Genomic DNA, 23,769 nt, shown 5'->3' on the forward strand with positions numbered 1-23,769 from the left:
GTCCGGCCATGTGCCGGGCGCCGACGGCGGCACACCCCTCGTACCCTGATCCCGTGCCCACCCCTCGCCTCCACCGCGTCGCCGTCCTGGTCCTCGAAGGTGCGAAGCCCCTCGATGTCGGCATTCCCGCGCAGGTGTTCACGACCCGCGCGAGCATGCCGTACGAGGTGCGGGTGTGCGGGGCGGCACCCGGTCTGGTGACCGGCGGCGACGGGCTGGCGTACCACGTCGCGGACGGGCTCGGCGCGCTCACCTGGGCCGACATCGTGTTCGTGCCGGGCTACCGGTTCCCGGACCGCGAGGACCCGCCGTCGGCCGTCGTCGACGCGCTGATTGCCGCCCATGCGCGGGGCGCGCGCCTCGCCGCCATCTCCACGGGCGCCTTCGCGCTCGCCGCCACGGGCCTGCTCGACGGCAAACGCGCCACCACGCACTGGCACTACACGCGGGCCCTCGCCGAGAAGCATCCGCTGGTCCAGGTCGACGAGAACGTCCTGTTCGTCGACGAGGGCAGCGTCCTCACCTCGGCAGGCGCCGCCTCCGGCATCGACCTGTGCCTGCACATCCTGCGCGGCGACCTCGGCGTGGCCGCCTCCAACCACGCGGCCCGGCGACTGGTCGCGGCCCCCTACCGCAGCGGCGGCCAGGCGCAGTACGTGCCGCGCAGCGTGCCCGAACCGCTCGGCGAGCGCTTCGCCGCCACCCGCGAGTGGGCCCTGCACCGGCTCGACGAACCCCTCAGCCTCGACGCCCTCGCCCAGCACGCCGCGGTCTCACCGCGCACCTTCTCGCGGCGCTTCGCCGAGGACACCGGATACACGCCGATGCAGTGGGTCATGCGCGCCCGCATCGACCTGGCCCGTGAGCTGCTCGAACGCTCCGAGCGCAGCGTCGAGCAGATCGCCAATGATGTGGGCCTGGGCACCGGAGCCAACCTGCGCCTGCACTTCCAGCGCATCCTCGGGACCACCCCGAGCGAGTACCGGCGCACCTTCACCCGTGGCGAATAGCCGGCCGCCCGTGCCTGGCGCGATCCTTTCGAACCATGGCGCTCACGCCACGGCCACGCACGGACCCCGCACGCCAGGCTGGTGGTGCACCCAGACGAGCCGCAGAGACACCAAGGGGTATTCATGACTCGCGTCGCCATCAACGGATTCGGCCGCATCGGACGCAATGTGCTGCGCGCCCTGCTGGAACGCGACAGCACCATCGAGATCGTCGCCGTCAACGACCTCACCGAGCCCGCCACCCTCGCCCGGCTGCTCGCCTACGACTCCACGGCCGGCCGGCTCGGCCGCCCGGTGACCGTCGACGGCGACACCCTCGTCGTCGACGGCCGGCGCATCAAGGTCCTCGCCGAACGCGACCCGGCACAGCTGCCCTGGGCCGAACTCGGCGTCGACGTCGCCCTTGAGTCCACCGGCCGCTTCACCTCGGCCAAGGCCGCCCGCGCCCACCTCGACGCGGGCGCGAGGAAGGTCCTGGTCAGCGCACCCTCGGACGGTGCCGACGTCACCCTCGCCTACGGCGTCAACACCGACGCGTACGACCCCGAGCTGCACACCATCGTCTCGAACGCCTCCTGCACGACCAACGCGCTCGCCCCGCTCGCCGCGGTCCTCGACGAACTCGCCGGCATCGAGCACGGCTTCATGACCACCGTGCACGCCTACACCCAGGAGCAGAACCTCCAGGACGGCCCGCACCGCGACGCCCGCCGCGCCCGCGCCGCCGGCATCAACATCGTGCCCACCACGACGGGCGCCGCCAAGGCGATCGGCCTCGTGCTGCCCGGCCTCGACGGCAAGCTGTCCGGCGACTCGATCCGCGTCCCGGTCCCGGTGGGCTCGATCGTCGAGCTGAACACCACGGTCGCCCGCGACGTCACCCGCGACGACGTGCTGGCCGCCTACCGTGCCGCTGCCGAGGGCCCGTTGGCCGGCGTCCTTGAGTACTCCGACGACCCGCTGGTGTCGTCCGACATCACCGGCAACCCGGCCTCCTCCATCTTCGACTCGGCCCTGACCCGCGTCGACGGCCGCCACATCAAGGTGGTCGCCTGGTACGACAACGAGTGGGGCTTCTCCAACCGGGTGATCGACACCCTGGAGCTCCTCGCAGCCGGCTGACCGGCGCCACGCCGCCCTCACCTCGGCCGTGGTGGGGGCGGCCGGCCGCGTCCGGGGCCGTATGCGACACCTGTGATGCGGCTGTGACGCGGAACTGTGGCCTCCACCACGGTCTGTCGCCCTCGGCCCCTGATGAGCTGGCCCCATGCGCGCAGCCGCCCCCCTCTTACTGCTTCTGGCCTCCACCCTCGCCCTCGCGGGGTGCGGGCAGCCGTCCGACTCGCCGACGCCCGAGGCCGGTCCCACCTCGTCGAGCGACCCGCGGTTCCTGCCGCTGGCCGCGTACGACGTGTCCGACGCCGGACACACCGTCGGCACGGCCCGCTGGACGCTCGCCAAGCAGTGCATGGTCCGCCTCGGGTTCGACGACCTCAAGAACCTCGACATCGACCCCCTGCCCGACTGGCCCCGCCGCCCGGCGGGCACCGGCGTGTTCACGGCCGTCGCCTACGCCGACGACGACTTCCGCTACGGCATCCAGGACCCCCGGCAGGCCGCGCGCTACGGCTATCAGGCAGCGCGGATCGAGTACGAGCGCCGCTACCCGCAGAGGGCATGGACCCTCTCCCAATACCTCGCGCTCACCGGCGAGTTCTTCGGCGACGATCCGAAGTCCGTGCACGGCCACCGCATCCCGCGCCGCGGCTGTCTCGGCGAGGCGGACCGGGCGATCTACGGCAGCAACCCGCAGGACCGCAGGGACCCGGTCCTGGAACTGGAGTCCAAGAGCCTCCAGCAGGCCATGAAGGACCCCGTCTGGAAGAAGGCGGACCAGGCGTGGTCTGCCTGTATGCGCAAGGCGGGCCACCACTACGCCACCCCCGGGGACGCCCAGACCGGCGAGGACCGCCGGCGCGAGGAACTGGAGGAACGACTGACCGCGCGGCCCAAGGACTCCGACGCACCCTCGGCCCTGGAGAAGCAGACGGCGACCGCCGACGCCCGCTGCAAGCAGCAGACCGGCTACGTCCGCGCCGTCCACGCCGTCGACGTACGCATCCAGAACCGGCTCATCGCCGAGAACCGGCCGAAGCTGGAGAAGCAGCGCCGCTGGAACCGCGACGCCGTCCGCAAGGCGCACGACATTCTTGAGGGCCGGTCATGACGACCGGCCCTCAAGGGCTGCCTCAGGGCTTCCGCGCCACCCCGCAGAACTGCGTCACGTCGACGATCTCGCCGACCTCGGGCTGCTCCGCACGCCAGCGTGAGCACGACACCACGCCCGGCTCCAGCAGTTCCAGACCGTCGAAGAAGCGCAGCAGCTGCTCGCGGCTGCGGAGTTTCATCGGAGCCGAGCCCTGCTCGTTCCAGCTGGCCACCGCCGCTGTCATGGCCTCGGTGTGGACCTCGGCGGTGGGATGGGCGAGCGCCAGGTAGCTGCCGGAGGGCAGGGCGGCCACGAGCCGGTCGACGATCTCGTACGCCTGCTCGTCGTCGCTCACGAACTGCATGATGCCCAGCAGCATGAGCGCCACCGGCTGCTTGAAGTCCAGTGTCCGGGCGGCGCCTTCGAGGATCGGGCCGGGTTCGTGGACATCACCGTCCAGATAGTCCGTGACGCCCTCGGGGCTGCTGGTGAGCAGGGCCTGGGCATGCACCAGGACCAGCGGGTCGTTGTCGACGTAGACGATCCGGGTCTCGGGGGCCAGCCGCTGGGCGACCTCGTGCGTGTTGTCCGCGGTGGGCAGGCCGGTGCCCAGGTCGAGGAACTGGCGGATGCCCGCCTCGCCGACCAGATGGCGCACCGCACGTCCCAGGAACGCCCGGTCGGCCCGGGCGGAGTCGACGATCTCCGGGAAGTACTCCAGGACTTGGTCGCCCATGGCGCGGTCGGGGGCATAGTTGTCCTTGCCGCCCAGCCAGTAGTTCCACACCCGTGCCGAGTGCGGGGTGGTCAGGTCCAGCCGCGCCAGCACGGCCTCACGGTCGACGGCCGGTTCCTCGGTCATGACACGCTCCTCGTCCTGGACCGGCGGCCCCCTCGACCGCCGCCCCTCGCGCCTGTGGGCAAGCGACAACGTAGCGGGCGGTGCAGGTTCAGGCCACCGATTCCCGGATCTTGCGAGGCGCCGCACAGCGTTCAGAAGAACCGTGCTTCCGGAGGGCAGCCGGACGCCCCGTCCAACAGGCCGCCGTCGTCCCGCCCGCGCAGCCAGCGGTCGAAGAAGGCGGCCACATAGGCCCGTTGGGCGCAGATCGCGTGCCGTGGGGCGATGGTGCCGATGTTCTCGACGACGGTCTTGCGGGGTAGGCCGAGCCGGCGGGCGATCTGCGGGATCATGGCTTCGGCGTCGGTGTACGTGGCGTGTTGCGCGCCCCGCAGGCTCAAGCCCCGGTGCCAGCCATGACTGTTCCGCCACAGGGCCCGCCAGGAGGGCACCGTCCCGAGGTCGTTGCCGTCCTTGCCGATCAGCAGAAAGGGGCGGTCCAGGCCGTCCGCGGCGACGGTGGACAGGTTGCCCGGGGTGCTGTCCTCCTGGACGTACGCGAGCACGCCGTCCAGGTCGGCCGCTGCCGCGATGCGCGGGTCGTCGTGCATGGTCTGCAGGGCGGTGAAGCCGCCTGCCGACTGGCCGAACATGCCGATGCGTCCGAAGTCCAGCCCGCCGTACAGGACTTGGGGCAGCACGCTCGGCAGTGCGTCCAGGAGGAAGCGGGCGTCGGCCACCCGTACGTCCATGGTCTTCCGCAACAGGGCGGTGATGCGCTGCTGGTCCGGGTACGCCTTGGCGAACTCCGCGGGCAGCACGGAGCGTTCGACGCGGCCGCCGGGGAACTCGACGGCGCAGGCGTCGTAGGTGTGATCGAGGGTCACCACGGCGTAGCCCCGGGAGGCGAGGTCGTCGCAGAGCGTGGAGCCCAGTGAGCGCGGGTCCCCGGCACCGGGGGAGTAGCAGACGACCGGGAACGGACCACCCTCCCGGGCGACCGGGGCGCCTTCGTGGGCGTGCGTGCGGGTGGCCGCCCAGTCGACCCGGCTGCTCGGCACATCGGTGAAGCTGTTCAGGGCCGCGAACCCGGCGGCCTCGCCGGGAAGCATCTGGGGTGCGGCCGGATACCCGCCGACGGTCCGGGCCGGATAGCGGATGCCGACCATGAGCTCCCGGTACGGCTGCGACACGACCCAGGGATCGGCACGCGAGGCATCGACGAGCCGCAGCGAGACCGTCCCCACGGGGTACGGCCCGCTGGGTGCGGGCAAGGCCAGCCGCACCGGCCCGGCCGTGCGCGGCTCGGCGGCCGCCGCTCGGGCCGGAACGGCGGACGCTGCGAGTGCTGCAATGGCCGAGAGCATGGCTGCGCGACGGGTCGGCATGTCTGAACTCCCTTGTCCGTACGGGTGAAATGACCACGTACAGACTCGTGGAGCGGCCCCGTCGCCGACCATCCGGCAGGCCGGTCGATGCGCATGGGGGTTATCCCACAGACCCTTCTCACGCCTCACCCGGACTGTGGGTGTGCCCGTGTCCGTGCTCGTGCTCGTGTTCCCCGGCGTCGGGTGAGCCGCCCATCATCCGCAGCATGGCCGGGCCGCCGGTGCGCCAGAACCGTACGAGCAGGGTCGCGGCCAGCAGCAGGAAGACGAGATTGAGCCAGGTCGTGTAGTTCCAGGTGATCCCTTCCTCGGGGATCGTGGCATCGGCCTGGTCGGGGATCAGGCCGAGCCCGCCGAACGCGAACTCGACGACGTAGCCGGCGACTGCCATCGCGGCGAAGAAGGTGCCCAGGAGGAAGACGGCCGTCCGGGCACCGTAGTACTTCCGGTAGATGTTCAGGATGGGGAGGATCAGCAGGTCGGCGTAGATGAAGGCGATCACCCCGCCGAAGCTGATGCCGCCCTTCCACAGCACCACGGCCAGCGGCACGTTGCCGATCGAGCAGACGAACGTGGCAATGGCCACCAGCGGTCCGACCAGCGGGCCGATCAGCTTGGCGGCGAGCGGATGGTCCGCCAGGAAGAACGTGCGCCAGAAGTCGTCCGGCACCCAGGCCGCGATCGCCCCCGCGATCAGCAGCCCCGCCACCAGGTCCCGCAGGATCGCCGCCCACTCCATGACGAAGATGTGCGACACGGACGTGAATCCGGCCCGGGAGAACAGGCGCCGGGTGAAGCCGCCCTCCGCCCGCACCGACATGTCCATGGCCGCGTGGCCCTCCATCGACCCTGCGACCCCGCGCTGGGCCTGCTCCCGCGCCCGGCTCAGCAGCCGCTCGCGGAGGAACATGCGGAACAGCACGGCGAGTACGACGATCATGATCGGCCCGCCGACGAACTCGGCGGCCGTGAACTGCCAGCCCATGAGCAGCGCGAGGATCACGCCGAGCTCCACCACCAGATTGGTGGAGGCGATCTCGAACGCCATGGCCGCCGTGAAGTTCGCGCCCTTGCGGAACAGCGAACGGGCCAGGGCCACGGCCGCGTACGAGCAGGACGACGAGGCCGCCCCCAGCTCCGCCGCCCGGGCGAGGGTGTGTGGCCGGTCGTCACCCAGCAGCCGCACGACCGTCGACCGGCGCACCACCGCCTGCACCACGGCCGACAGGGCGAATCCCAGGATCAGCGCCCAGGTGACCTCCCAGGTCATCGACCCGGCGATGGACAGTGCGTGGCCGATCGCTTCCACAGGGCACCTACTTGTTTACATGGTGATTTGTCAGGTTTAGCGTGAAAGTAAAGAACGACGCTCGCCGCCGTCATCATCGGAAATGGGGAGCACTCATGTCGTGGACGATATCCGGCACCTATGTGGCCGGTTGCTCTTGTGCGGTGTTGTGCAGCTGTCCCTACGACGGACTGCCGCGGGACGCCGAGGGCGGCACCGAATGCCGGGGCACCGCGGTGTTCCATGTGGCGGACGGGAACCTGGACGGTCTCGATCTGTCCGACGTGGACTTCGCGTTCTACAACCTCTTCCCCTCCAATCTGTCCTCCGGCAACTGGAAGGTCGGCCTGGTCGTGGACACCTCCGCCAGTGATGAGCAGGCCGAGGCCCTGGAGCGCATCCTCTCCGGCCGGGAAGGCGGACCGTTCGGCCAGCTGTCGCAGTTCTACGGGGAGTACCTGGGCATGGAGCGGGCTGCCGTCTCCCTCACGGAAGGAGACGCGCGGGGTCTCACGGTGGAGGGCCGCACAGAACTCTCCTACGAGCCGCTCACCGGGCCCGACGGCAGCTCGACGAAGATCAGGAACGCCATGTTCGGGTTCGCACCCGAATTCGAGGTCGGCAGGACCACCGGCCGTTCCGACGCTTTTGGGCTGAGCTACGAGGCGTCGTACGGCGAGACCGCCGACTACGTCTTCAGCAGCGAGGAGACCGAGGAGACCGCCCACGGCCGCGTCTGAGCGAAAGGGCGGAACCGAACCGGGTGGCGAGTGCGAGGGTGCAGGACACGAGGCACCGCTGAGCGCCGGTGAGCCCCCGCGCGTCCTTGCGACCGTGTTCTCGGCGGCCTCGCTGTCGAGGTGTGTGCCCATCGCGCTCCTTGTTGGCACCCTGCTCTCACTGGTCAACCAGGGCGCGGTCATCGCGTCCGGGGGTGCCACCGCCGCGACCTGGCTGCGGGTGCTGTTCAACTAACTGGTGCCGTTCTGCGTGTCCAGCGCCGGGTTCTTCAGCTGCCGACGGGCGGCTTGGCGGACCGTGCGGTCACCCGGGGCCAGGTGAGTCACATGCCGTCCATCGACGGCATCGACCCCTGCAGCCCCGGTAGCAGCCAGTCCTGGAACGGGGCGAGCACGGCCAGTACGAGGAAGGCGACACCCACGGCCCGCGCGAGCAGCGGACCACGGGACCACAGCTTCTCGACGAAGATCACCACAGCGAGCCCGGCCATCGCCGCCACGTTCATCACCCCGAGCGGGATCAGGACGACCATCAGCCCCGCGCAGCAGCCGACACAGTAGGTGCCGTGATGGACGCCCACCCGAAGATCTCGGGCCGGCCGGCGGAACCCCGCGTAGTGCACCAGGTGGCTCAGGGGGTCGCGGCAGTGCCGCAGGCAGACGTACTTGAGGGGGCCGAGCTGGTACAGGCCCGCGAGCAGGAAGGCCACCGAGCCGATCCAGCGCCCGGCGGTCGGATGATCGTCCACCAGACGGCCGGTGAGGGCCAGGGCCGCGTAGGCGAGCAGTCCGAACGCGGTCCACACCAGCAGATATCCGCCGATGAACTCGGCGGTGCGCACGGTCCGCGTCCAGCCGGAGGACTGCCGGCCGATGCCCCGCACCCAGGTGATGGCCACCGGTGCCATGGACGGCAGCATCATGGCCGCCATCATGGTCACCCACAGCAGCAGGAACAGCGGCAGCGCCATCCCCATCGTGCCGGGCTCGACCCCCATGTCCCGGGCCTGCCCGATGGTCAGCGCCCAAGCGGGCACCGCGATCAGGACGACCAGAAGCCAGGCGACCGCCAGATCCCGCGTCGGCAGCAGGCCCCCACCCGTTCCGGTCGGCGCGGGCGACCGGGCGGAAGCGAGGGTGGAAGTCCGGATGTGACGCATCGGGTGCTCTCCTGCAGACACTTCCAGGAGAGCACGCCACCGCAAGGGCTGCCAGCGCGACGAAACATGGGCCGCCGCCCACCTCTTGCACGTTCTACGGCCGACCCGTAAGTTACCCGTCGGTAGCAAAGGTTCCTGTGACCACCCAGCCCGAGGAAGCCGCCATGCCCGTACTCGACCGCCACGACGACGTCTACGTCCTCGACCTCGGAGACGGCGAGAACCGTTTCCACCCCGACTGGATCTCCGCCGTCGACGCCGCCCTGGACGAGGTGGAGAAGGCGCAGGGGCCCCGCGCACTGGTGACCACCGCGACGGGCAAGTTCTACTCCAACGGGCTCGACCTGGACTGGCTGTTCGCGCATGCCGACCAGCACCGGGACTACGTCGTCTCCGTCCACGCGCTCTTCGCGCGGCTGCTGTCCCTTCCCGTGGTCACCGTGGCCGCGCTGCAGGGGCACACCTTCGCCGCCGGAGCCATGTTCTCGCTGGCCCACGACTTCCGGGTGATGCGCGCCGACCGCGGCTTCTGGTGCCTGCCCGAGGCCGACATCAACATCCCCTTCACGCCCGGCATGTCCGCCCTCATCCAGTCCCGCCTGACGCCGCGGACCGCCCACGAGGCCATGGTCACCGCCCGCCGCTACGGCGGCCACGACGCCCTGGCCGCCGGCATCGTCGACCACGCCGTCGCCGAGGACGCCGTAGGGACGACGGCCCTCGCCCTCGCGCAGCCCCTGGCCGCCAAGGCGGGCGACACCCTCGCCACCATCAGGACCCGTATGTACGCACCCGCCCTCGCCGCCCTGCGCGACACGGCCGACCCCTTGGGCTGACTGCACGGGCTCCAGCCGCCTCAGCCCGTGGGTGGAGGTCTCTCCATCGACCCGTGGGTGGTGGTGATCCACTGGGTGCGCGGAGCAGGCTTGAGGCATGGGTTCACTCCACTCGGCACTTGTCGCTCTCACCGGTGTCTGTGTCCTGGTCTTCGTCGTGGCCTGGATCGCGGGCGCCGTCTACTTCGGTGCGAAGAGCCAGGCCGGCCTGCGCGGCTGGGCGCACGGTGTGCGACGCACGTTGCCTCGTCGGCTTCTGCTGACAGTGGGCGCCCTTGCCCTGTCCACGCTGGTCCGTCACTCGCGGGGTTTCTGGCGGCATCTGCAGTTCTGGCAGCCCGAACTCGCCCTCCTGGGCGCCCTGCTCGCCGTCGCCTCCACCGCGTTGCTGCTGTGGGCCCGCTGGGTTCTGGGCACGATGTGGGCAAGCGTCCCGATGGTCCGGAACCACCACGAGCTGCGCACCGACGGCCCCTACCGGCTGGTGCGGCACCCCATCTACACCGGCCTGCTCGGCCTGGTCACCGGCTCCATGCTCGCCTGCGGCTTCGGTGTCTGGATCGCCCTTATGGTGGTCTCCATACCGTGGCTGCTGCGCCGGGTCCGGGTCGAAGACGGCCTCATGGCCGGCCAGTTCGGCACGTCCTACGACGCCTACCGCGCCCGAGTGCCGGCGCTGATCCCCCAGCTGCGCCGATGACGGCTCTCGTCAGTGGATGTCGTGGCCGGGATTGGCCCGGTCGTACGCATGCCGCGCCTCGGCGATGACGGCACGGTGCGCAAGCGACCAGTCGGCGAGCGCCTTGACCAGGTGGGTCAGGCCGGCCCCCGTCTCGGTCAGACGGTAGTCGACCTGGGCCGGGACACTCGGGTAGACGGTGCGCAGTACGAGGGCGTCCCGTTCGAGCCTGCGCACGGTGAGGGTGAGCATGCGCTGGGTACGCCGGTCACGGCGGGGCAGGTGGCCGGACGGCTCGGGGTCGCGCATCGCGCCATCAGCCTGGGCGAGTACCGGCGCAGACTGCTCGAGGAGACGCCGGGGCTGCTGCCGTTCCAGCCGCCCATGCTCGCCTCGATCGCCACGGCCGTCCGACACGGCTTCCTGGACGGCACCACATCCGACCTCGCGGACCTCCTCGGCCGCCCGGCCCGCGACCCGCTGGCCATGGCCGTTGCAGCCGCATCCGCCACGAGACCAGCAGCAAGCCTCTAGCCGCGGGCGACATTTCGATCCGTTCCGTGGGCCGAGCAACTCGCTGATACGGATACCTCCCGGCCGGGAAAGTGGACCGCGCCGCGTTGCGACCAAGAAGGCGGCCGTGGATGGCCGAGAGCCCCGGCCGTGGGCCGGCCCGGACGACGGGTCAGATGACGGCGAGCCGGTCCACCAGCAGCTCCACCCGCTGCTCGGTGTCGCCCGGCGGTAGCCGCCCCTCCCGGGTCAGGGTGGCGAGGCCGTGCAGGGCCGCCCAGAACGTCTCGGTGTACAGCCCCGGGTCGACGCCGTCCCCGGCGACCCCGCCCAGGGTCTCCAGCAGGGCGGCGAAGGCGTCTTTCAGTGGCTCGGGTGTGTCCTCCTGCGCGTACGGGAGGCCGCCGTCGAGTTGGAACAGGGCGTCGTAGACCGCCGGGTTGCGTTCGGCGAAGTCCAGGTAGGCGCGGGCCAGCGCAGCGACCCGCTCGCGCGGGCTGCTCGCGGCGGAGGTCGCGGCCCGCACCGCCGCGGCGAGCTCGCCGGCGCCTTCGAGGGCGACGGCGCCGATGATCTCGCGCTTGCCGCGGAAGTGGCTGTAGAGGACGGGCTGGCTGTATTCGATGCGCTCGGCGAGCCGGCGGGTGGTGACCGCGTCCCAGCCCTGCTGCTCTGCGAGTTCCCGGGCTGTCGCCACGATGAGGCGCTCGCGCTCCGCCCGTTCGCGCTGCTTGCGTTCCTTTACCGACATGACTCGAATCCTAGCACCGCTAGACAACCGAGCGGCAGCAGTACTAGCGTTGCCTCATCCGCTAGCAACGCTAGATTCCAGGAGGGGTCATCATGCTCGCCGCACTCGAGGTCTTCACCACCGTGGTCGTCGGCGTTTTGGTGGGGGTGGAGTTCTCCGTCGCCTTCGTCATCAACCGGATCCTCGACGCCCTCCCGGAGGACAGCGGCCAACTCGGCCATGCCCATGGGGGCCGGATGCTCGGCGCCGTCATGCCGTTCTGGTACATCGGCTCACTCGTCCTCGCCGGCATCTGGGCCGTCGCCGGGTGGCACCACCACGGCACCGGACTCGTCGTCACCGCCGGCGCGCTGCTCATCCTCAGCGTGATCATGTCGATTCTGCTGCTCGTCCCGATCAACAACCGGAACAAGACGTGGACACCCGACAACCGGCCCGCCGACTGGAAGCAGCAGCTGAACCGCTGGAACCGCTACCACTACGTCCGCGTCGCCGTGCTCATCGCCGCCTTCACCCTGCTGGTCGCCGCCCTCGCCTGAGCCCGCGGGGCTCACCCGCCGCACGCTCCATGAAGCACGCCAAGTCGACGAAGACTCACAAGAACGAAGACTCACAAGGGGGAGAACAATGTCGTTGAAGAAGATCAACACCGTCCTGGCCGCCGCCTTCATCCTCTTCATCCTCTGGTTCGGAGGGGAGTTCATCCTGAGCCCGGAGGCGACGGCGCCGACCTTCGGCCTGCCGAGCTGGCCGTCCGGCGACGGCGGCGGGTTCCTGATCATCAAGGGAATCCGCGACGTCGTCCTGGCCCTGGTCCTGGGCATCCTGCTCGTGACGGGCCAGCGTCGGGCACTGGGCTGGGTGCTGATGGTGGAGGCCCTCGCCGCATACGGCGACATGGCCACCGTGCTCGCCCACCACGGCTCCGTGGCCACCGCGCTCGGCGTCCACGCCCTGACCGCGACACTGATGGTGGTCAACGGACTGCTGATCATGCGCGAGACCCGCAAGGTGGCGGCCGCTCCGGCAACGACCACCCCGCAACCCGCCTGACGCCACCTCGGCGCATGGGCGGCGGCCTGGGCCCGTACCTGCGAAGCTTCCTCGCAGCGGACGCCCAGGCCTTCCCCATTCCTGTCGGGGGCACATCGGAAGCGGCATGAGGGCGCAGCGCACCGGCCTGGCGTGCGCCGGGTCGAGCGCGTCGAGCACCAGCTCGTAGACATTCGGGTCGTACGAGCCGCCCAGGTGGCCGGTCAGGTCCAGCGGGCAGACGCTCTGCAGCAGGATGTTGTGCCCGGTCGCACCCGGCTCCGACCGCCGCCCGCGTCGCGCTCGCGCACGGCGCGCCAGGTGCACCCGTTCGGCTCACGTGCGGTCAGCCGGGCCGTCCGGATGCCATCGCTTGCGAGGCCTCGGTTGCGGAGCCGCGCCGGTGGAGAGGGGCGGGGCGCAGGGCGGCCTCAGCTCGCCGAACACCGAACCGACAGGCCGGCGTTGAGAGGTCGCACGCCTGCCGGGACGGTGACGGGGCAGCTCCGTGGCCACCGTCGGCGAAACAAACCCGTCGCCTGTGCATCGCTGCTCTCGTAAGGTGCGCGGGTTGTCGTGACGAAGGGGCGGTTCGGGACGTGGAGTTCAGGGCAGCGACGCAGGAGCAGTTGGCGAGTGCGGCGCGGGAGGCGCTCGGCGCCGGGCGGCGGCTGGAAGCGGCCCAGCGGATTGCGGGCGGCAGCAAAAAGGGCGTGTACCGCCTGGTGATGGACGATGCGACGACCGCGATCGCCTACCTGTGGGACGACACCGAGAACTACTGGCCGACGGCCGAGGGCGACGACGACCTCACCGACCCGTTCTCGCCCGGTCTCGGACTCGACGTGTTCGAGGCCGCGCACGCGCGACTTGCGGCGCTCGGCGTCGGCGTCCCGGCGATCCGACTGGTCGACCGCGACGGCTCACACTGCCCGGCGGACCTCGCGATCGTCGAGGACCTTCCGGGGGAGAGCCTTGAGCAACTGCTGGCGCGCGATCCCCGCGCGGCAGCCCCGGTCATGGCCCGGCTCAGGGAGGCGTTGGAGGCGATGCGGGGTTACCGCGCGCCCGGCTACGGCAAGGTGGCCGTGGTCGAAGCAGGCGGAACGTCACGCGGGACGTCGTGCGAGGGTGTCGTACTGGAGCGGGCCCTGCGGGACCTCACCGAGGCGGCGTCGCGTGACCCGCGGATCGCAGCGGCCCGCGAGCAACTGGAGGAACGGCTGCTGGGCCTGGCCGCGGCGGTCCGGCCCCGCTCGGAGTACGCGGTCGTACACGGCGAACTGGGCCCCGACCATGTGCTGGTGGACCCGGACGGGAACCCGGTGATGATCGACATCGAGGGCACGATGTACTTCGACGTCGAGTGGGAGCACGTCTTCCTGCGGATCCGCCTGCACGACGCCTATGGGCCGTTGGCGGCCGACGGGCTGGACGAGTACCGGCTCGCGCTCTACCTGCTGGCCCAGCGGCTCTCGCTGACGGCGGGACCGCTGCGGCTCCTCGACGGCGACTTCCCCGACCGGTCGTCCATGGCGGGCATCGCCGAGTACAACCTCAAGCAGGCGCTGGAACTGATCCGTACCTGAACGCCCTTGGGCGCCGGCCCCGTCCTGCCCGCGTCCCGTCGGGCCGCCGCTCAATGATCAGCGAGGAAATCCAGGATCGCCGCGGCGAGTTCCGGCGTACCGGCCGCCGTCCCGTGATCTCCGGGCACCACCGCGCTGGTGCCCCGCGGCAGCGCCGCGGCCAACTGGCCGGCCGTGGCGGCCCGTTCGTCATCGGCACCGATCACCACGAGCGTCGGCACCTGGATGCGGCCGAGCGGCTCCAGCGGCGTGGGGACGACCGAATCCAGTACGTGCAGCAGGGCCACCGGATCCGCGCCACTGGACCGGAGCCACCGGTCGGCCTGCTCCTCCGGCGAGCCCGGCTCGAACGAACCCGACCCGGCGAAGACCCGCCGCAGAAACGACCCCGCCCCGCCGCCGAGGCCGAGCACCTCACGCAGCCCCTGGCCGGCGACCACCGCCCGACCCGGTGTCGCACCGCGCACCAGCATCCGCACCACCATGCGTGCCCCGAGTGAATATCCCCCGAGGTCGTAGTCGTCCAGTGCGAGGTCGTCGAGTAGTGCGAGGCCGTCCTCCGCCAGTACGTCGGGCGAATAGCAGGCAGCGTCGTGAGGCTTGGCGCTCCGCCCGTGCCCACGGAAGTCCGGCATGATCACGCGGCGTCCGTGGGCCGCGAACGTCTCGGCATGGCCGTGGCGCAGCCACATCGTCGAGTCGCCGCTGATGCCGTGCAGCAGCACCAGCGGTCTGCCCCGGCCCACTTCCCGGTAGGCGAGGCGTACACCGTCACGGCCCGAGAAGTACGACACATCAGGCTTCGGCATGCATCGGAGCGTATCCCCGGCGGCCCCACCTCGCCGCCCGTGCAGGGCTGTCCTCGGCCGGGCCGTTGCTACGGCCGCGTGGTCAGGAGGCGGTGGCAGGGGTGCGGAAATAGTGGCCTTTGTCGAGGTCGTCGAGGAGGCCGGGGCCGGTGGGCTCCCAGTTCAGGAGTTCGCGGGTCAGGGTGCTGGACGCCGGGCCGTCGAGTGCCAGGAAGCGGCCCAGCCAGGCGAAGTGTTCCACCGCGGCGTCGGGGGCCACCGACGCCACCGGCACATCGAGGTGACGACCGATCACCTCGGCGATGTCGCGGATCGGGACGCCCTCCTCCGCGACGCCGTGCAGTACCGCGCCCGCAGGGGCCTTCTCCACCGCCAGGCGGAACAGCCGTGCGGCATCGAGACGGTGGACGGCCGGCCAGCGGTTGGTGCCGTCGCCGACATAGCCGGAGACACCCTTGTCCCGGGCGATGGCGACCAGGGTGGCCATGAACCCGTTGTCCCCTTCCCCGTGGCAGGTCGGAGACAGCCGCACCACGGATGAGCGCACCCCGCGCGAGGCAAGCGCGAGCAGCGCCGTCGCGGTGGCGGAGCGTATGGACACCGGCGAGCCGTCGACCGCGGGCATGTCCCGCTCGTTCGACAGCCGGCCCGGCTTGAGGCCGACCAGCCCGGAGGCGAGGACAAACGGACGGCCGGTGCCGGCCAGCGCCTCGCCGAGGGTGTCGACGGCGCGTCGGTCGGCCTCGGCGGCGCCCTGGAAATCGCCGGTGAAGGCGAGGTCGTGCTTGAAGGCGAGGTGGACCACCCCGTCCGAAGCGGCGGCGGCGCCGGCCAGGACGTCGAGGTCGTCGACGGTGCCGCGGACCACGTCCGCACCGGCGGTGATGAGGGCGGCGGCAGAGGCGTCGGAGCGGGCGAGCCCGACGACCCGATGCCCGGCGTCCAGGAGTTCGGGAACGAGCGCGGAGCCGATCCAGCCGGACGCGCCGGTCACGAAGATGCGCATGAGAGAGCCCCAAACTGTCGATGTCAGTGACTGTCATCGACGCTAGCACGCGATGGCAGGGACTGTCATCACGTAGGATCTGCTCATGAGCAGATGGGAGCCGAACGCGCGCGAACGCCTGGCGAAAGCGGCGTTGGAGCTCTACGGCGAGCGCGGCTACGAACAGACCACGGTGGCGGAGATCGCCAAACGGGCCGGCCTCACCGAGCGGACCTTCTTCCGCCACTACGCCGACAAGCGCGAGGTGCTGTTCGGCGGTTCCGGCGCGTTGCAGGAGCTGTTTGTGAACGCAGTGGCCGAGGCCCCGCAGTCCACGGCCCCGATCGACGCGGTCGCGGCCGGCCTTGAGGCGGTCTCCACCGCGTTCGTCGGCCGCCACGGACACGCCCGGCGGCGACACGCCGTCATCGTGGCGAACGCGGTACTCCAGGAGCGGGAGCTGATCAAGCTGGCCTCGATGTCGGCCGCTCTCGCCGACGCCCTGCGTCGGCGCGGCGTGCCGGAGCCGGCCGCGAGCCTGACCGCCGAGGCGGGGGTCGCCGTCTTCAAGATCGGCTTCGAGCGCTGGGTCGAGGCGGCCGAGGAACGCGCCATGGCGCAGTTCATGCGGGAGTCGCTGGACGAGCTCAAGGCCGTGACCGCGGGCGGCTGAAGCCTCACGGTCCGGTCGGGTCAGGACAGGCTGTTGATCTTGCTGCGGACCTGGTTCACGATGGCGGCCGGGAGCGTCGCATAGCCCTCGAAACTCAGGTCCTGCTGGCCCTGCACACTGGCGATATACGTCAGGAACGCCTTGGTCGCGGGCCAAGTGGCCGGGTTGTTGCCCTTGTCGCAGACGATCTCGTACGTGACCATGTCGATCGGATACGCACCCGGGGTCTTGGTCGCGTAGTCGAGCTTGAGCACGAGGTCGTCACCGTTGCCGGCGATTTTGGCCGTGGAGATCGCCTTGGAGGCCGTGAAGACACTGGCGTCGACGGGAGTGGTGGCGCCGGTGTCGATGGAGACCGTGGGGATGTCTCGGGCGATCGCGTAGGACAGTTCGACGTAGCCGATCGCACCCACCGTCTTCTTCACGTGGTCGACCAGGCCTGAGGACTTCTTGGCCGAATCGCCGCCCTTGGCCTTCCACTCCTTGCTGTGCCCGTGCGGCCAGTCGCTCGGTGCGGCGGCGCTCAGATAGGACGTGAAGTTGTCCGTCGTGCCGGAGGAATCGGAGCGGTGGGACGCCCGGATCGCCGTCGACGGCAGCTTGGCGCCGGGGTTGAGTTTCACGATCGCCGGATCGTTCCACTTCGTGATCCGGGAGTCGAAGACCTTGGCGAGCGTGGCGGCGTCCAGAATCAACTTCCTGACGCCCGGCAGGTTGTAGCCGATGGCGATCGGGCCGCCGACCGCCGGCAGGTGGACGGCCCGGCCGCCGTTGGAGCAGACGCTCTTGGACTGGGTGATCTGGGCGGCGCTCAGTGCGGAGTCGGAACCCGCGAAGGCGGTTTTGCCCTGCAGGAAATCGTTCTGGCCGGCGCCGGAGCCGTTGCCCTCGTAGCTGATCCGAGTGCCGGGGCAGGCTCGCATGTAGGTCTTGATCCAGGACTTCATCGCGAACTCCTGCGCGGTGGAGCCGGAGGCCGCCACATGGGCCGCCTTGCCGCACTTGACGCCGCTGGCGGCCGTCTTGGTCGGTGCGGCAGCGGTGGACGATCCGCCGGACGACGCGGAGCTTCCGCTCGAGCCGCAGGCCGTCAGGAGCAGGGCGCCGGAGACAACCGCTGAGCCTGCCGCCAGGGCGCGCGGCCTGCTCTTGCGCTGAGGCTTCACTCTTCGGTGCTCCTTGCTAGTGGGCGGCCGCGGGCGGCGCAGCGGAGGGTGATGACCGCGGATCAGGTAGCGGTCACAGCCCGCACCTTCGGTGAACTATACGCATAAAAGAGGACAAGTCAGGTGATTGGCTCAGCGGGCTGGAGTCGTGTGAGGGTGATGTACGCCGCCAGGGCGCCCACCAGGTGGAGCGGCGGCCGTCGGCTTCCGAACCTGGGCGACTCACTCAACCCGTCCCGGGTCGAACCCTCGCCGCCGGCCGGGCCAACTGGCCTCCCGCGCTACACCATCCGGTGGCTTATGGCCGTCAGAGCGTTATTCAAGTCTCCGATTTTCTGATCATTCCACTATCCGGCTCTTGGTACTGACCGGCCGTCATGAAGCCCCGAACCGAGTCGAGGAGAGTGGAGAAGATGACGAAATCGCCGCGATGGCGATCCGTTCTGACGCCAGCTGTCATGGCTGCCGCCCTTGGCGCTGCCGCGCTGTCGAACGCGGGAACCGCCTACGCCCAGGATCTCACCACCCCGCACCCGCCGTCCCCGGCGCCGCCCGCCTATCCGGCACATCCGGGGAAGCCTGAGTATCCGGATCATCCGGTGAAGCCTGAGTATCCGGAGAAACCCGCTCATCCGCAGCATCCGGAGAAGCCCTCGTATCCGGAGCACCCGGTGAAGCCCTCGTATCCGGAGCACCCGGTGAAGCCTGCTTATCCGGAGCACCCGGTGAAGCCGGCTTACCCGCAGCATCCCGTGAAGCCTGCATATCCGGCGCAACCGGTCAAGCCTGCTTACCCTCAGAAGCCTGCGAAACCCGCTTATCCGGCCCAGCCGGTGAAGCCTGCCTATCCGGTGAAGCCTGCGTATCCGCAGCAGCCGGTGAAGCCCGCGTACCCGGTGAAGCCTGCGTATCCGGCTCAGCCGGTCAAGCCTGCTTATCCTCAGCAGCCGGTGAAGCCCGCTTATCCGGCTCAGCCTGTGAAGCCTGCGTACCCGGAGAAGCCCGCGTATCCGCGGCGACCCGTGACGCCTGCGTATCCGCAACAGCCGGTGAAGCCCGCGTTCCCGGAGCACCCGGTGAAGCCTGCGTTCCCGGAGAAGCCTGCGTATCCGCAGCAGCCGGTCAAGCCCGCCTTTCCGGAGCACCCGGTGAAGCCTGCGTTCCCGGAGAAGCCTGCGTATCCGCAGCAGCCGGTGAAGCCTGCGTTGCCGGAGCACCCGGTGAAGCCTGCGTTGCCGGAGCACCCGGCGAAGCCCGCGTTCCCGGAGCACCCGGTAAAGCCTGCGTTCCCGGAGAAGCCCGCGTACCCGCAGCAGCCGGTGAAGCCTGCGTTGCCGGAGCACCCGGCGAAGCCCGCGTTCCCGGAGCACCCGGCAAAGCCTGCGTTCCCGGAGAAGCCTGCGTATCCGCAGCAGCCGGTCAAGCCCGCCTTTCCGGAGCACCCGGTGAAGCCTGCGTTCCCGGAGAAGCCTGCGTATCCGCAGCAGCCGGTGAAGCCCGCGTTGCCGGAGCACCCGGCGAAGCCCGCGTTCCCGGAGCACCCGGTGAAGCCTGCGTTCCCGGAGCACCCGGTGAAGCCTGCGTTCCCGGAACACCCGGAGAAGCCCTCGTATCCGGACCACCCGGCGAAGCCTTCGTCTCCGGACCAGCCGTCGAAGCCCGCATATCCCGACCAGCCGTCGAAGCCGGATCACTCGAAGTAGCCGGCGAAGCGGCACCGTTCGACCTCATTGGACGCGGAGCGCGGGCGGCTCGCCCCGCTCGCGAACCGCTTTGAACACGACAAGGAGAAGCTGCTCCCGGGTGGTGCGGCGGTCAGGTCCGGTACCTGCGCGGCACGGCCGCTCGCGTGACGGCGATGGGTGTCCGCCTTCGGACCGGCGGCCCGGGAAGGAACGCAGGGGCGTCAGGCGGACACTGGCTGCCCGTCAGGGGCTGTCGCGCCGGGCCCGGACGATCGGGCCCGGCCATCGGCCGACGGGGCTACCAGCCGAAGGCGCCGCCCTCAATGAGGATCAGCAGGCCGAGGGTGATCAGGACCAAGGGGAGCAGGACGTGCCCCCACCGGCTGAGTGCCTCGGCGATGACCGGCCGGGTGGCGAAGAAGCGGCCCGCCAGGCACCACACGGCCACCAGAACCAGGAAGACCACGGCATACACGCTCATCCCGCCCAGGCCGGCGGTGGCGAACACGGGAACGTAGACACCGATGTTGTCGCCGCCGTTGGCGAAGGTGACCGCGGCGACCTCCAGCGTTCTCGGGCCGCTGTCCCCGGTCGTCTCCTGTGCGCCGTTCTCGTCCCTGTCGCCGCGGTGTTTCCACGCCTGCCAGGCCGACTTCAGGCCCAGTGCGAGGGGGAGCAGTCCGAGATACGGGATGGCCGTCTCGGGCAGGAAAGTGGCGCCGAACGCCGCGGCGACGGCGACGGCGAGGATGGCGGCGAAACCGGCGTACTGCCCGAGCGTGATCCGGCGGGCGGAACCGCGGTGGCCCGCGCCCTGCGCGAAGAACAGTGACAGCAGCAGGATGTCGTCGATGTTGGTGACGGCGAACAGGCCGGCCGCCTGCGCGATCATGTCCAGGTTCATGGAGGGAAGTCAGTTCGGCCGGCGTAGGCCTGCGATGAGGAGTTCGACCAGTCGGCGCGCGTCGTAGCGAGGGTCGCTTTCCGCGCCGATGCAGAGGTTGCCGACGCCGCGCATCAGCTCGTAGGCCTTGAGGTCGGACCGGATTTCGCCGGATGCGGCTGCCGCGTCGAGCAGTTGGGTGCACACGGGCACGAGGCGGTCGAGGAAGTAGGCGTGCAGCGTGTCGAAGCCTGCGTCGTCGGACTGCAGTACGGCGGCGAGTCCGTGCTTGGTGACCAGGAACTCGACGAAGAGACCGATCCACTGGCCCAGCGCTGCGTAGGGTGTCGGGCTGCTCGCCAGCAGGGCCGGGCCGGCCTCGGCGCAGGCCTCGACCTGGTGCCGGTAGACGGCGACGATGAGGTCCGCCCGCGTCGGGAAGTGGCGGTAGATCGTGCCCATCCCGACACCGGCCCGCGCCGCGATGTCCCGTACCGGCGCTTCCACGCCCGAGGTGACGAAGACCGCGGCGGCCGCGTCGAGCAGGGTCTGCTCGTTGCGCCGGGCGTCCGTCCGCTTGGGGCGGGCTGCGCGTCCCGCACCCTTGTCGCCGTCGTTCACCGTGCCGTTCCCTCCGCCATCGGGCTTGCTTAAGCGGAGCAGTGTTCCGTATCGTAATCGGAGCGACGTTCCGCTTTGCTCATGATGCCAGAGCCGGAGCCCCGCGACCAAGCCATGCCCGGTCGCAACGCACCACCACCCACCCGCAATGGAGGAGCACGGTCATGCAGTACCGCACCTTGGGCCGCACCGGTGTGCAGGTCAGCTCGCTCGCGCTCGGCGCGATGAACTTCGGCAGGATCGGGCGCACCACTCAGGACGAGGCCACCGCCATCGTCGATGCCGCGCTGGAAGGCGGGATCAACCTCATCGACACCGCCGACGTGTACGGCGACGGCGAATCGGAGGAGATGGTCGGCAAAGCCATCGCGGGCCGCCGCGACGACATCGTGCTGGCCACGAAGGCGGGCCTGCCCATGGGCGAGGAGCGCAACCGCCGGGGGAGTTCGCGCCGTTGGCTGGTCGCCGCGCTGGACGACAGTCTGCGCCGGCTCGGCGTCGACCACGTCGATCTCTACCAGATCCACCGGTGGGACCCGAGCACCGGCGACGAGGAGACGCTGTCGGCCCTGACCGATCTGCAACGCGCGGGAAAAATACGCTACTTCGGGTCCTCCACCTTCCCCGCCCACCGCATCGTGCAGGCCCAGTGGGCCGCGCGCGAGCATCACCTGGGCCGTTACGTCACCGAACAGCCCAGCTACTCGATCCTGCAGCGCGGGATCGAGACGCACGTCCTGCCGGTGACCGAGGAGTACGGGCTCGGAGTGCTGGTGTGGAGCCCGCTGGCCTCCGGCTGGCTGTCGGGCGCCGTCCGCGCCGGCCGCTCCATCACCACCAACCGCTCGGCGTCCATGCCGCAGCGCTTCGACACCGGCCTTCCCGAGAACAGGGCCAGGCTCGACGCCGTGGAGCGGCTGGCCGAGCTCGCCGACCAGGCCGGACTGACGATGATCCAGCTCGCGCTCGGATTCGTGACCGCCCACCCGGCCGTGACCAGCGCACTCATCGGCCCCCGCACGCTAGAGCACCTGCACTCCCAGCTCGCCGCCGCCGACACTGTGCTCCCGGCCGACGTACTCGACGCGATCGACACGATCGTGGCCCCCGGCACCGACCTCGCCCCGCACGAGAAACACGACACCCCGCCTGCCCTGCTCGACCCCTCACTGCGCCGCCGCTGACCGTCCGAGGAGGAACGGCAACCCCATGACGACGACCGCACCGCGAGTCCGTTTCGGCATCATGACCCCTCCCATGCAGGTCGACCACCGCGACATCCTTCGGGTGTGGCGCGAGGCCGACACCATCCCGGAGATCGAGCACGCCTGGTTGTTCGACCACCTCATGCCCATCGCAGGCGACCCGGACGGCCCCGTCTACGAGGGCTGGACGCTGCTCGCGGCCCTGGCCGCACAGACCCACCGCCTGCGCCTCGGCCTCCTGGTGACCAGCAACCGGTTCCGGCCGCCCGCCATGCTGGCCAAGATCGCCACGACCGTCGACGTCGTCTCCGGCGGCCGGCTCGACCTCGGCCTCGGCGTGGGATCCCGGCCCGACCCGCCCGAGGCCCGGCGTGAGTATGCGGCGCACGGCCTGCCCTTCCAGGACACCGCCCATGCCGTGGAAAGCCTGGCCGAGGCGTGCACGGTGATCCGGCGCCTGTGGACAGAGGAGCAGCCCTTCGACTTCCACGGCACTCACCACCACCTCACCGGAGCCTTCGGCAACCCCAAGCCGGTCCAGCGCCCCCATCCACCGATCCTCATCGGGGGACGCTCATCCGCGACCCTGCGCGTGGCCGCCGAGCATGCCGACCTGTGGAACATGCCGGGCGGCGACCTCGACGACGCAGTCCGCCGCGGCGCCCTGCTGGACCGCCACTGTGCCGAGATCGGCCGCGATCCCGCCTCGATCACGCGCTCGATCGTCCTGCCCGTCTCCTACGACCGTCCGGACGCCACGAGGGACACGATCACCGGGGCGATCGACGCCGGCTTCCGGCACATCGTCCTGGGGCTGCCTTCGCCCTACCCGGACGGTGTCGTACGGTGGCTGACCGACGAGATCATCGGCGTGTCGGCCCTCGTATGAACCGCTGAGCGGGGCCGGGTTCCCCTCCCGGCCGGTCAGGTGCAAGCTGGAAAGGAGGCCGTTTCGCGATCCCGCGAGCGGGCTCGGGAAACCCGGTCTCGCCACTCCGAGTGAGCCCCTCGGGCTCGGCAGGAGGGATGCGGGATGAGTGAACAGATCACCACCGGTACGTCCTGGCACCTGACCGGCGACTGGTTCGATGTGTGCAAGTGCGCCATACCGTGCCCTTGCACATTTGCACAGCCCCCCACCTACGGCGACTGCGACGGCGTCCTGGCCTGGCACATCCGGGAGGGCAACTACGGCGATGTGCGGCTGGACGACCTCAACGTCGTGATTGTCGCCTCCTTCAACGGCGACGTCTGGACCGGCACGCACACCGACCCGTACGCCGCGGTCTTCCTCGACGAACGCGCCGATGAAGAGCAACGCGGGGCGCTCCAGGCCGTCTTCGGCGGTGAGGCGGGCGGATGGCCGGCGCAGTTCGTGGGGATGTTCCACCCCGAGATGCGCGGCATGGACGTCGTCCCCATCCACGTGGAGATCGACGAGGACCTCGCCGGCTGGCGGGCCGAGATTCCCGACCGGGTGACGGCCTCCGCCGAGGCACTCACCGGCCCGACGACGCCGGACGGCGCACGCGTCCAGCTCCACAACGCACCGGGCGCCGAGGTCGGCCCGGGCCAGGTCGCCACCTGGGGGCGGGCCACGACCGACCGCGCCAACGCGTTCGGCTTCTCCTGGGACCGCTCGGGGAAGTCGAGCAAGTACTTCCCGTTCGACTGGAGCGGGCCCGACTGAGCGGACACACGCTTCC

25 protein-coding genes and 1 pseudogene are annotated in these 23,769 nt (G+C 70.4%); 15 read left to right on the plus strand and 11 right to left on the minus strand.

Annotated features, from left to right (window positions below):
- The first annotated feature begins 8 nt into the window (after positions 1–8).
- From ACFY1E_RS31540 to ACFY1E_RS31550, 3 genes are all read left to right on the plus strand, one after another.
- Positions 9–1,010 (plus strand): GlxA family transcriptional regulator, encoded by a 1,002-nt coding sequence (locus ACFY1E_RS31540; protein WP_389081765.1) that lies wholly within the window; start codon positions 9–11, stop codon positions 1,008–1,010.
- Between the two features lie 123 nt (positions 1,011–1,133).
- Positions 1,134–2,132, plus strand: a complete 999-nt coding sequence (gene gap, locus ACFY1E_RS31545) for a type I glyceraldehyde-3-phosphate dehydrogenase (RefSeq protein WP_266951612.1) — start codon at positions 1,134–1,136, stop codon at positions 2,130–2,132.
- 145 nt (positions 2,133–2,277) lie between these two features.
- Positions 2,278–3,237: a hypothetical protein gene (locus ACFY1E_RS31550; protein ID WP_389081767.1), complete on the plus strand. Its 960-nt coding sequence runs from the start codon at positions 2,278–2,280 to the stop codon at positions 3,235–3,237.
- 22 nt (positions 3,238–3,259) lie between these two features.
- Here ACFY1E_RS31550 and ACFY1E_RS31555 read toward each other — a convergent pair whose 3' ends face one another.
- From ACFY1E_RS31555 to ACFY1E_RS31565, 3 genes are all read right to left on the minus strand, one after another.
- Positions 3,260–4,081: an SAM-dependent methyltransferase gene (locus tag ACFY1E_RS31555; protein WP_389081770.1), complete on the minus strand. Its 822-nt coding sequence runs from the start codon at positions 4,079–4,081 to the stop codon at positions 3,260–3,262.
- 131 nt (positions 4,082–4,212) lie between these two features.
- A complete protein-coding gene (locus tag ACFY1E_RS31560) occupies positions 4,213–5,448 on the minus strand; it encodes an alpha/beta hydrolase family protein (protein WP_389081772.1) in 1,236 nt (411 codons plus the stop codon).
- 118 nt (positions 5,449–5,566) lie between these two features.
- Positions 5,567–6,757 (minus strand): permease, encoded by a 1,191-nt coding sequence (locus ACFY1E_RS31565; RefSeq protein WP_389081774.1) that lies wholly within the window; start codon positions 6,755–6,757, stop codon positions 5,567–5,569.
- 95 nt (positions 6,758–6,852) lie between these two features.
- Here ACFY1E_RS31565 and ACFY1E_RS31570 point away from each other — a divergent pair, with 95 nt between their 5' ends.
- Positions 6,853–7,476 (plus strand): DUF1326 domain-containing protein, encoded by a 624-nt coding sequence (locus ACFY1E_RS31570; RefSeq protein ID WP_389081777.1) that lies wholly within the window; start codon positions 6,853–6,855, stop codon positions 7,474–7,476.
- A 323-nt stretch (positions 7,477–7,799) separates the two neighbouring features.
- Here the strand turns inward: ACFY1E_RS31570 and ACFY1E_RS31575 are convergent, their stop codons facing one another.
- Entirely contained in the window at positions 7,800–8,636 is an 837-nt protein-coding gene (locus tag ACFY1E_RS31575) for a DUF2182 domain-containing protein (protein WP_389081779.1), read from the minus strand.
- A 164-nt stretch (positions 8,637–8,800) separates the two neighbouring features.
- Between ACFY1E_RS31575 and ACFY1E_RS31580 the strand changes: the two genes are divergently transcribed.
- The gene (locus ACFY1E_RS31580) at positions 8,801–9,472 is read left to right on the plus strand and encodes an enoyl-CoA hydratase-related protein (RefSeq protein WP_389081782.1); all 672 of its coding nucleotides are present in this window, start codon (positions 8,801–8,803) and stop codon (positions 9,470–9,472) included.
- Positions 9,473–9,569: 97 nt separating this feature from the next.
- Positions 9,570–10,172 carry a methyltransferase family protein gene (locus ACFY1E_RS31585; protein WP_389081784.1) on the plus strand — a complete coding sequence of 201 codons (603 nt, stop codon included), beginning with the start codon at positions 9,570–9,572 and terminating at the stop codon, positions 10,170–10,172.
- A gap of 9 nt (positions 10,173–10,181) precedes the next feature.
- Here ACFY1E_RS31585 and ACFY1E_RS31590 read toward each other — a convergent pair.
- A pseudogene (locus ACFY1E_RS31590) lies at positions 10,182–10,421 on the minus strand (winged helix-turn-helix transcriptional regulator); the annotation flags it as partial.
- A 12-nt stretch (positions 10,422–10,433) separates the two neighbouring features.
- Between ACFY1E_RS31590 and ACFY1E_RS31595 the strand changes: the two are divergent.
- Positions 10,434–10,685 carry a hypothetical protein gene (locus tag ACFY1E_RS31595; protein ID WP_389081787.1) on the plus strand — a complete coding sequence of 84 codons (252 nt, stop codon included), beginning with the start codon at positions 10,434–10,436 and terminating at the stop codon, positions 10,683–10,685.
- A gap of 151 nt (positions 10,686–10,836) precedes the next feature.
- On the opposite strand, the gene ACFY1E_RS31600 is transcribed toward ACFY1E_RS31595, so the two are convergent.
- A complete protein-coding gene (locus ACFY1E_RS31600) occupies positions 10,837–11,415 on the minus strand; it encodes a TetR/AcrR family transcriptional regulator (RefSeq protein WP_389081789.1) in 579 nt (192 codons plus the stop codon).
- A 92-nt stretch (positions 11,416–11,507) separates the two neighbouring features.
- On the opposite strand from ACFY1E_RS31600, the gene ACFY1E_RS31605 reads away from it, so the two are divergent.
- The 3 genes from ACFY1E_RS31605 to ACFY1E_RS31615 all read left to right on the plus strand — a co-directional run bounded on the left by ACFY1E_RS31605 (position 11,508) and on the right by ACFY1E_RS31615 (position 14,036).
- Positions 11,508–11,954 (plus strand): anthrone oxygenase family protein, encoded by a 447-nt coding sequence (locus ACFY1E_RS31605; protein WP_389081792.1) that lies wholly within the window; start codon positions 11,508–11,510, stop codon positions 11,952–11,954.
- Positions 11,955–12,042: 88 nt separating this feature from the next.
- On the plus strand, positions 12,043–12,468 hold the full coding sequence (locus ACFY1E_RS31610) for a DUF4267 domain-containing protein (protein ID WP_389081794.1): 426 nt from the start codon (positions 12,043–12,045) through the stop codon (positions 12,466–12,468).
- Between the two features lie 578 nt (positions 12,469–13,046).
- A complete protein-coding gene (locus ACFY1E_RS31615; protein WP_389081797.1) occupies positions 13,047–14,036 on the plus strand; it encodes a phosphotransferase family protein in 990 nt (329 codons plus the stop codon).
- Between the two features lie 50 nt (positions 14,037–14,086).
- Here ACFY1E_RS31615 and ACFY1E_RS31620 read toward each other — a convergent pair whose 3' ends face one another.
- Complete coding sequence (locus ACFY1E_RS31620; protein ID WP_389081799.1) at positions 14,087–14,845, minus strand: alpha/beta fold hydrolase; 759 nt, start codon at positions 14,843–14,845, stop codon at positions 14,087–14,089.
- A gap of 82 nt (positions 14,846–14,927) precedes the next feature.
- Complete coding sequence (locus tag ACFY1E_RS31625) at positions 14,928–15,851, minus strand: SDR family oxidoreductase (RefSeq protein ID WP_389081802.1); 924 nt, start codon at positions 15,849–15,851, stop codon at positions 14,928–14,930.
- 85 nt (positions 15,852–15,936) lie between these two features.
- Here ACFY1E_RS31625 and ACFY1E_RS31630 point away from each other — a divergent pair, with 85 nt between their 5' ends.
- Positions 15,937–16,503, plus strand: a complete 567-nt coding sequence (locus tag ACFY1E_RS31630) for a TetR/AcrR family transcriptional regulator (protein WP_389081804.1) — start codon at positions 15,937–15,939, stop codon at positions 16,501–16,503.
- A gap of 20 nt (positions 16,504–16,523) precedes the next feature.
- On the opposite strand, the gene pstS is transcribed toward ACFY1E_RS31630, so the two are convergent.
- The gene (gene pstS / locus ACFY1E_RS31635; RefSeq protein WP_389081806.1) at positions 16,524–17,669 is read right to left on the minus strand and encodes a phosphate ABC transporter substrate-binding protein PstS; all 1,146 of its coding nucleotides are present in this window, start codon (positions 17,667–17,669) and stop codon (positions 16,524–16,526) included.
- 404 nt (positions 17,670–18,073) lie between these two features.
- Between pstS and ACFY1E_RS31640 the strand changes: the two genes are divergently transcribed.
- Entirely contained in the window at positions 18,074–19,372 is a 1,299-nt protein-coding gene (locus tag ACFY1E_RS31640) for a hypothetical protein (protein WP_389081809.1), read from the plus strand.
- Positions 19,373–19,652: 280 nt separating this feature from the next.
- Here ACFY1E_RS31640 and ACFY1E_RS31645 read toward each other — a convergent pair whose 3' ends face one another.
- Both ACFY1E_RS31645 and ACFY1E_RS31650 read right to left on the minus strand, forming a co-directional pair.
- On the minus strand, positions 19,653–20,258 hold the full coding sequence (locus tag ACFY1E_RS31645; RefSeq protein WP_389081811.1) for a cadmium resistance transporter: 606 nt from the start codon (positions 20,256–20,258) through the stop codon (positions 19,653–19,655).
- A gap of 9 nt (positions 20,259–20,267) precedes the next feature.
- Positions 20,268–20,858, minus strand: a complete 591-nt coding sequence (locus tag ACFY1E_RS31650) for a TetR/AcrR family transcriptional regulator (protein WP_389081814.1) — start codon at positions 20,856–20,858, stop codon at positions 20,268–20,270.
- Between the two features lie 164 nt (positions 20,859–21,022).
- On the opposite strand from ACFY1E_RS31650, the gene ACFY1E_RS31655 reads away from it, so the two are divergent.
- From ACFY1E_RS31655 to ACFY1E_RS31665, 3 genes are all read left to right on the plus strand, one after another.
- Positions 21,023–22,042 (plus strand): aldo/keto reductase, encoded by a 1,020-nt coding sequence (locus ACFY1E_RS31655; RefSeq protein WP_389081817.1) that lies wholly within the window; start codon positions 21,023–21,025, stop codon positions 22,040–22,042.
- Positions 22,043–22,067: 25 nt separating this feature from the next.
- Positions 22,068–22,952 carry an LLM class flavin-dependent oxidoreductase gene (locus ACFY1E_RS31660; RefSeq protein ID WP_389081819.1) on the plus strand — a complete coding sequence of 295 codons (885 nt, stop codon included), beginning with the start codon at positions 22,068–22,070 and terminating at the stop codon, positions 22,950–22,952.
- Between the two features lie 144 nt (positions 22,953–23,096).
- Positions 23,097–23,753 carry a DUF1326 domain-containing protein gene (locus ACFY1E_RS31665; RefSeq protein ID WP_389081821.1) on the plus strand — a complete coding sequence of 219 codons (657 nt, stop codon included), beginning with the start codon at positions 23,097–23,099 and terminating at the stop codon, positions 23,751–23,753.
- Positions 23,754–23,769: the final 16 nt, after the last annotated feature.

Source organism: Streptomyces sp. NPDC001604, from assembly GCF_042893475.1.
Classification (GTDB): domain Bacteria; phylum Actinomycetota; class Actinomycetes; order Streptomycetales; family Streptomycetaceae; genus Streptomyces.

Coding starts and splice junctions, on each gene's coding strand:
- ACFY1E_RS31540 (WP_389081765.1), top strand. CDS start 9: ATGTGCCGGGCGCCGACGGCGGCACACCCCTCGTACCCTGATCCCGTG.
- gap (WP_266951612.1), top strand. CDS start 1,134: ATGACTCGCGTCGCCATCAACGGATTCGGCCGCATCGGACGCAATGTG.
- ACFY1E_RS31550 (WP_389081767.1), top strand. CDS start 2,278: ATGCGCGCAGCCGCCCCCCTCTTACTGCTTCTGGCCTCCACCCTCGCC.
- ACFY1E_RS31555 (WP_389081770.1), bottom strand. CDS start 4,081: ATGACCGAGGAACCGGCCGTCGACCGTGAGGCCGTGCTGGCGCGGCTG.
- ACFY1E_RS31560 (WP_389081772.1), bottom strand. CDS start 5,448: ATGCCGACCCGTCGCGCAGCCATGCTCTCGGCCATTGCAGCACTCGCA.
- ACFY1E_RS31570 (WP_389081777.1), top strand. CDS start 6,853: ATGTCGTGGACGATATCCGGCACCTATGTGGCCGGTTGCTCTTGTGCG.
- ACFY1E_RS31575 (WP_389081779.1), bottom strand. CDS start 8,636: ATGCGTCACATCCGGACTTCCACCCTCGCTTCCGCCCGGTCGCCCGCG.
- ACFY1E_RS31580 (WP_389081782.1), top strand. CDS start 8,801: ATGCCCGTACTCGACCGCCACGACGACGTCTACGTCCTCGACCTCGGA.
- ACFY1E_RS31585 (WP_389081784.1), top strand. CDS start 9,570: ATGGGTTCACTCCACTCGGCACTTGTCGCTCTCACCGGTGTCTGTGTC.
- ACFY1E_RS31600 (WP_389081789.1), bottom strand. CDS start 11,415: ATGTCGGTAAAGGAACGCAAGCAGCGCGAACGGGCGGAGCGCGAGCGC.
- ACFY1E_RS31605 (WP_389081792.1), top strand. CDS start 11,508: ATGCTCGCCGCACTCGAGGTCTTCACCACCGTGGTCGTCGGCGTTTTG.
- ACFY1E_RS31610 (WP_389081794.1), top strand. CDS start 12,043: ATGTCGTTGAAGAAGATCAACACCGTCCTGGCCGCCGCCTTCATCCTC.
- ACFY1E_RS31620 (WP_389081799.1), bottom strand. CDS start 14,845: ATGCCGAAGCCTGATGTGTCGTACTTCTCGGGCCGTGACGGTGTACGC.
- ACFY1E_RS31625 (WP_389081802.1), bottom strand. CDS start 15,851: ATGCGCATCTTCGTGACCGGCGCGTCCGGCTGGATCGGCTCCGCGCTC.
- ACFY1E_RS31630 (WP_389081804.1), top strand. CDS start 15,937: ATGAGCAGATGGGAGCCGAACGCGCGCGAACGCCTGGCGAAAGCGGCG.
- ACFY1E_RS31645 (WP_389081811.1), bottom strand. CDS start 20,258: ATGAACCTGGACATGATCGCGCAGGCGGCCGGCCTGTTCGCCGTCACC.
- ACFY1E_RS31655 (WP_389081817.1), top strand. CDS start 21,023: ATGCAGTACCGCACCTTGGGCCGCACCGGTGTGCAGGTCAGCTCGCTC.
- ACFY1E_RS31660 (WP_389081819.1), top strand. CDS start 22,068: ATGACGACGACCGCACCGCGAGTCCGTTTCGGCATCATGACCCCTCCC.
- ACFY1E_RS31665 (WP_389081821.1), top strand. CDS start 23,097: ATGAGTGAACAGATCACCACCGGTACGTCCTGGCACCTGACCGGCGAC.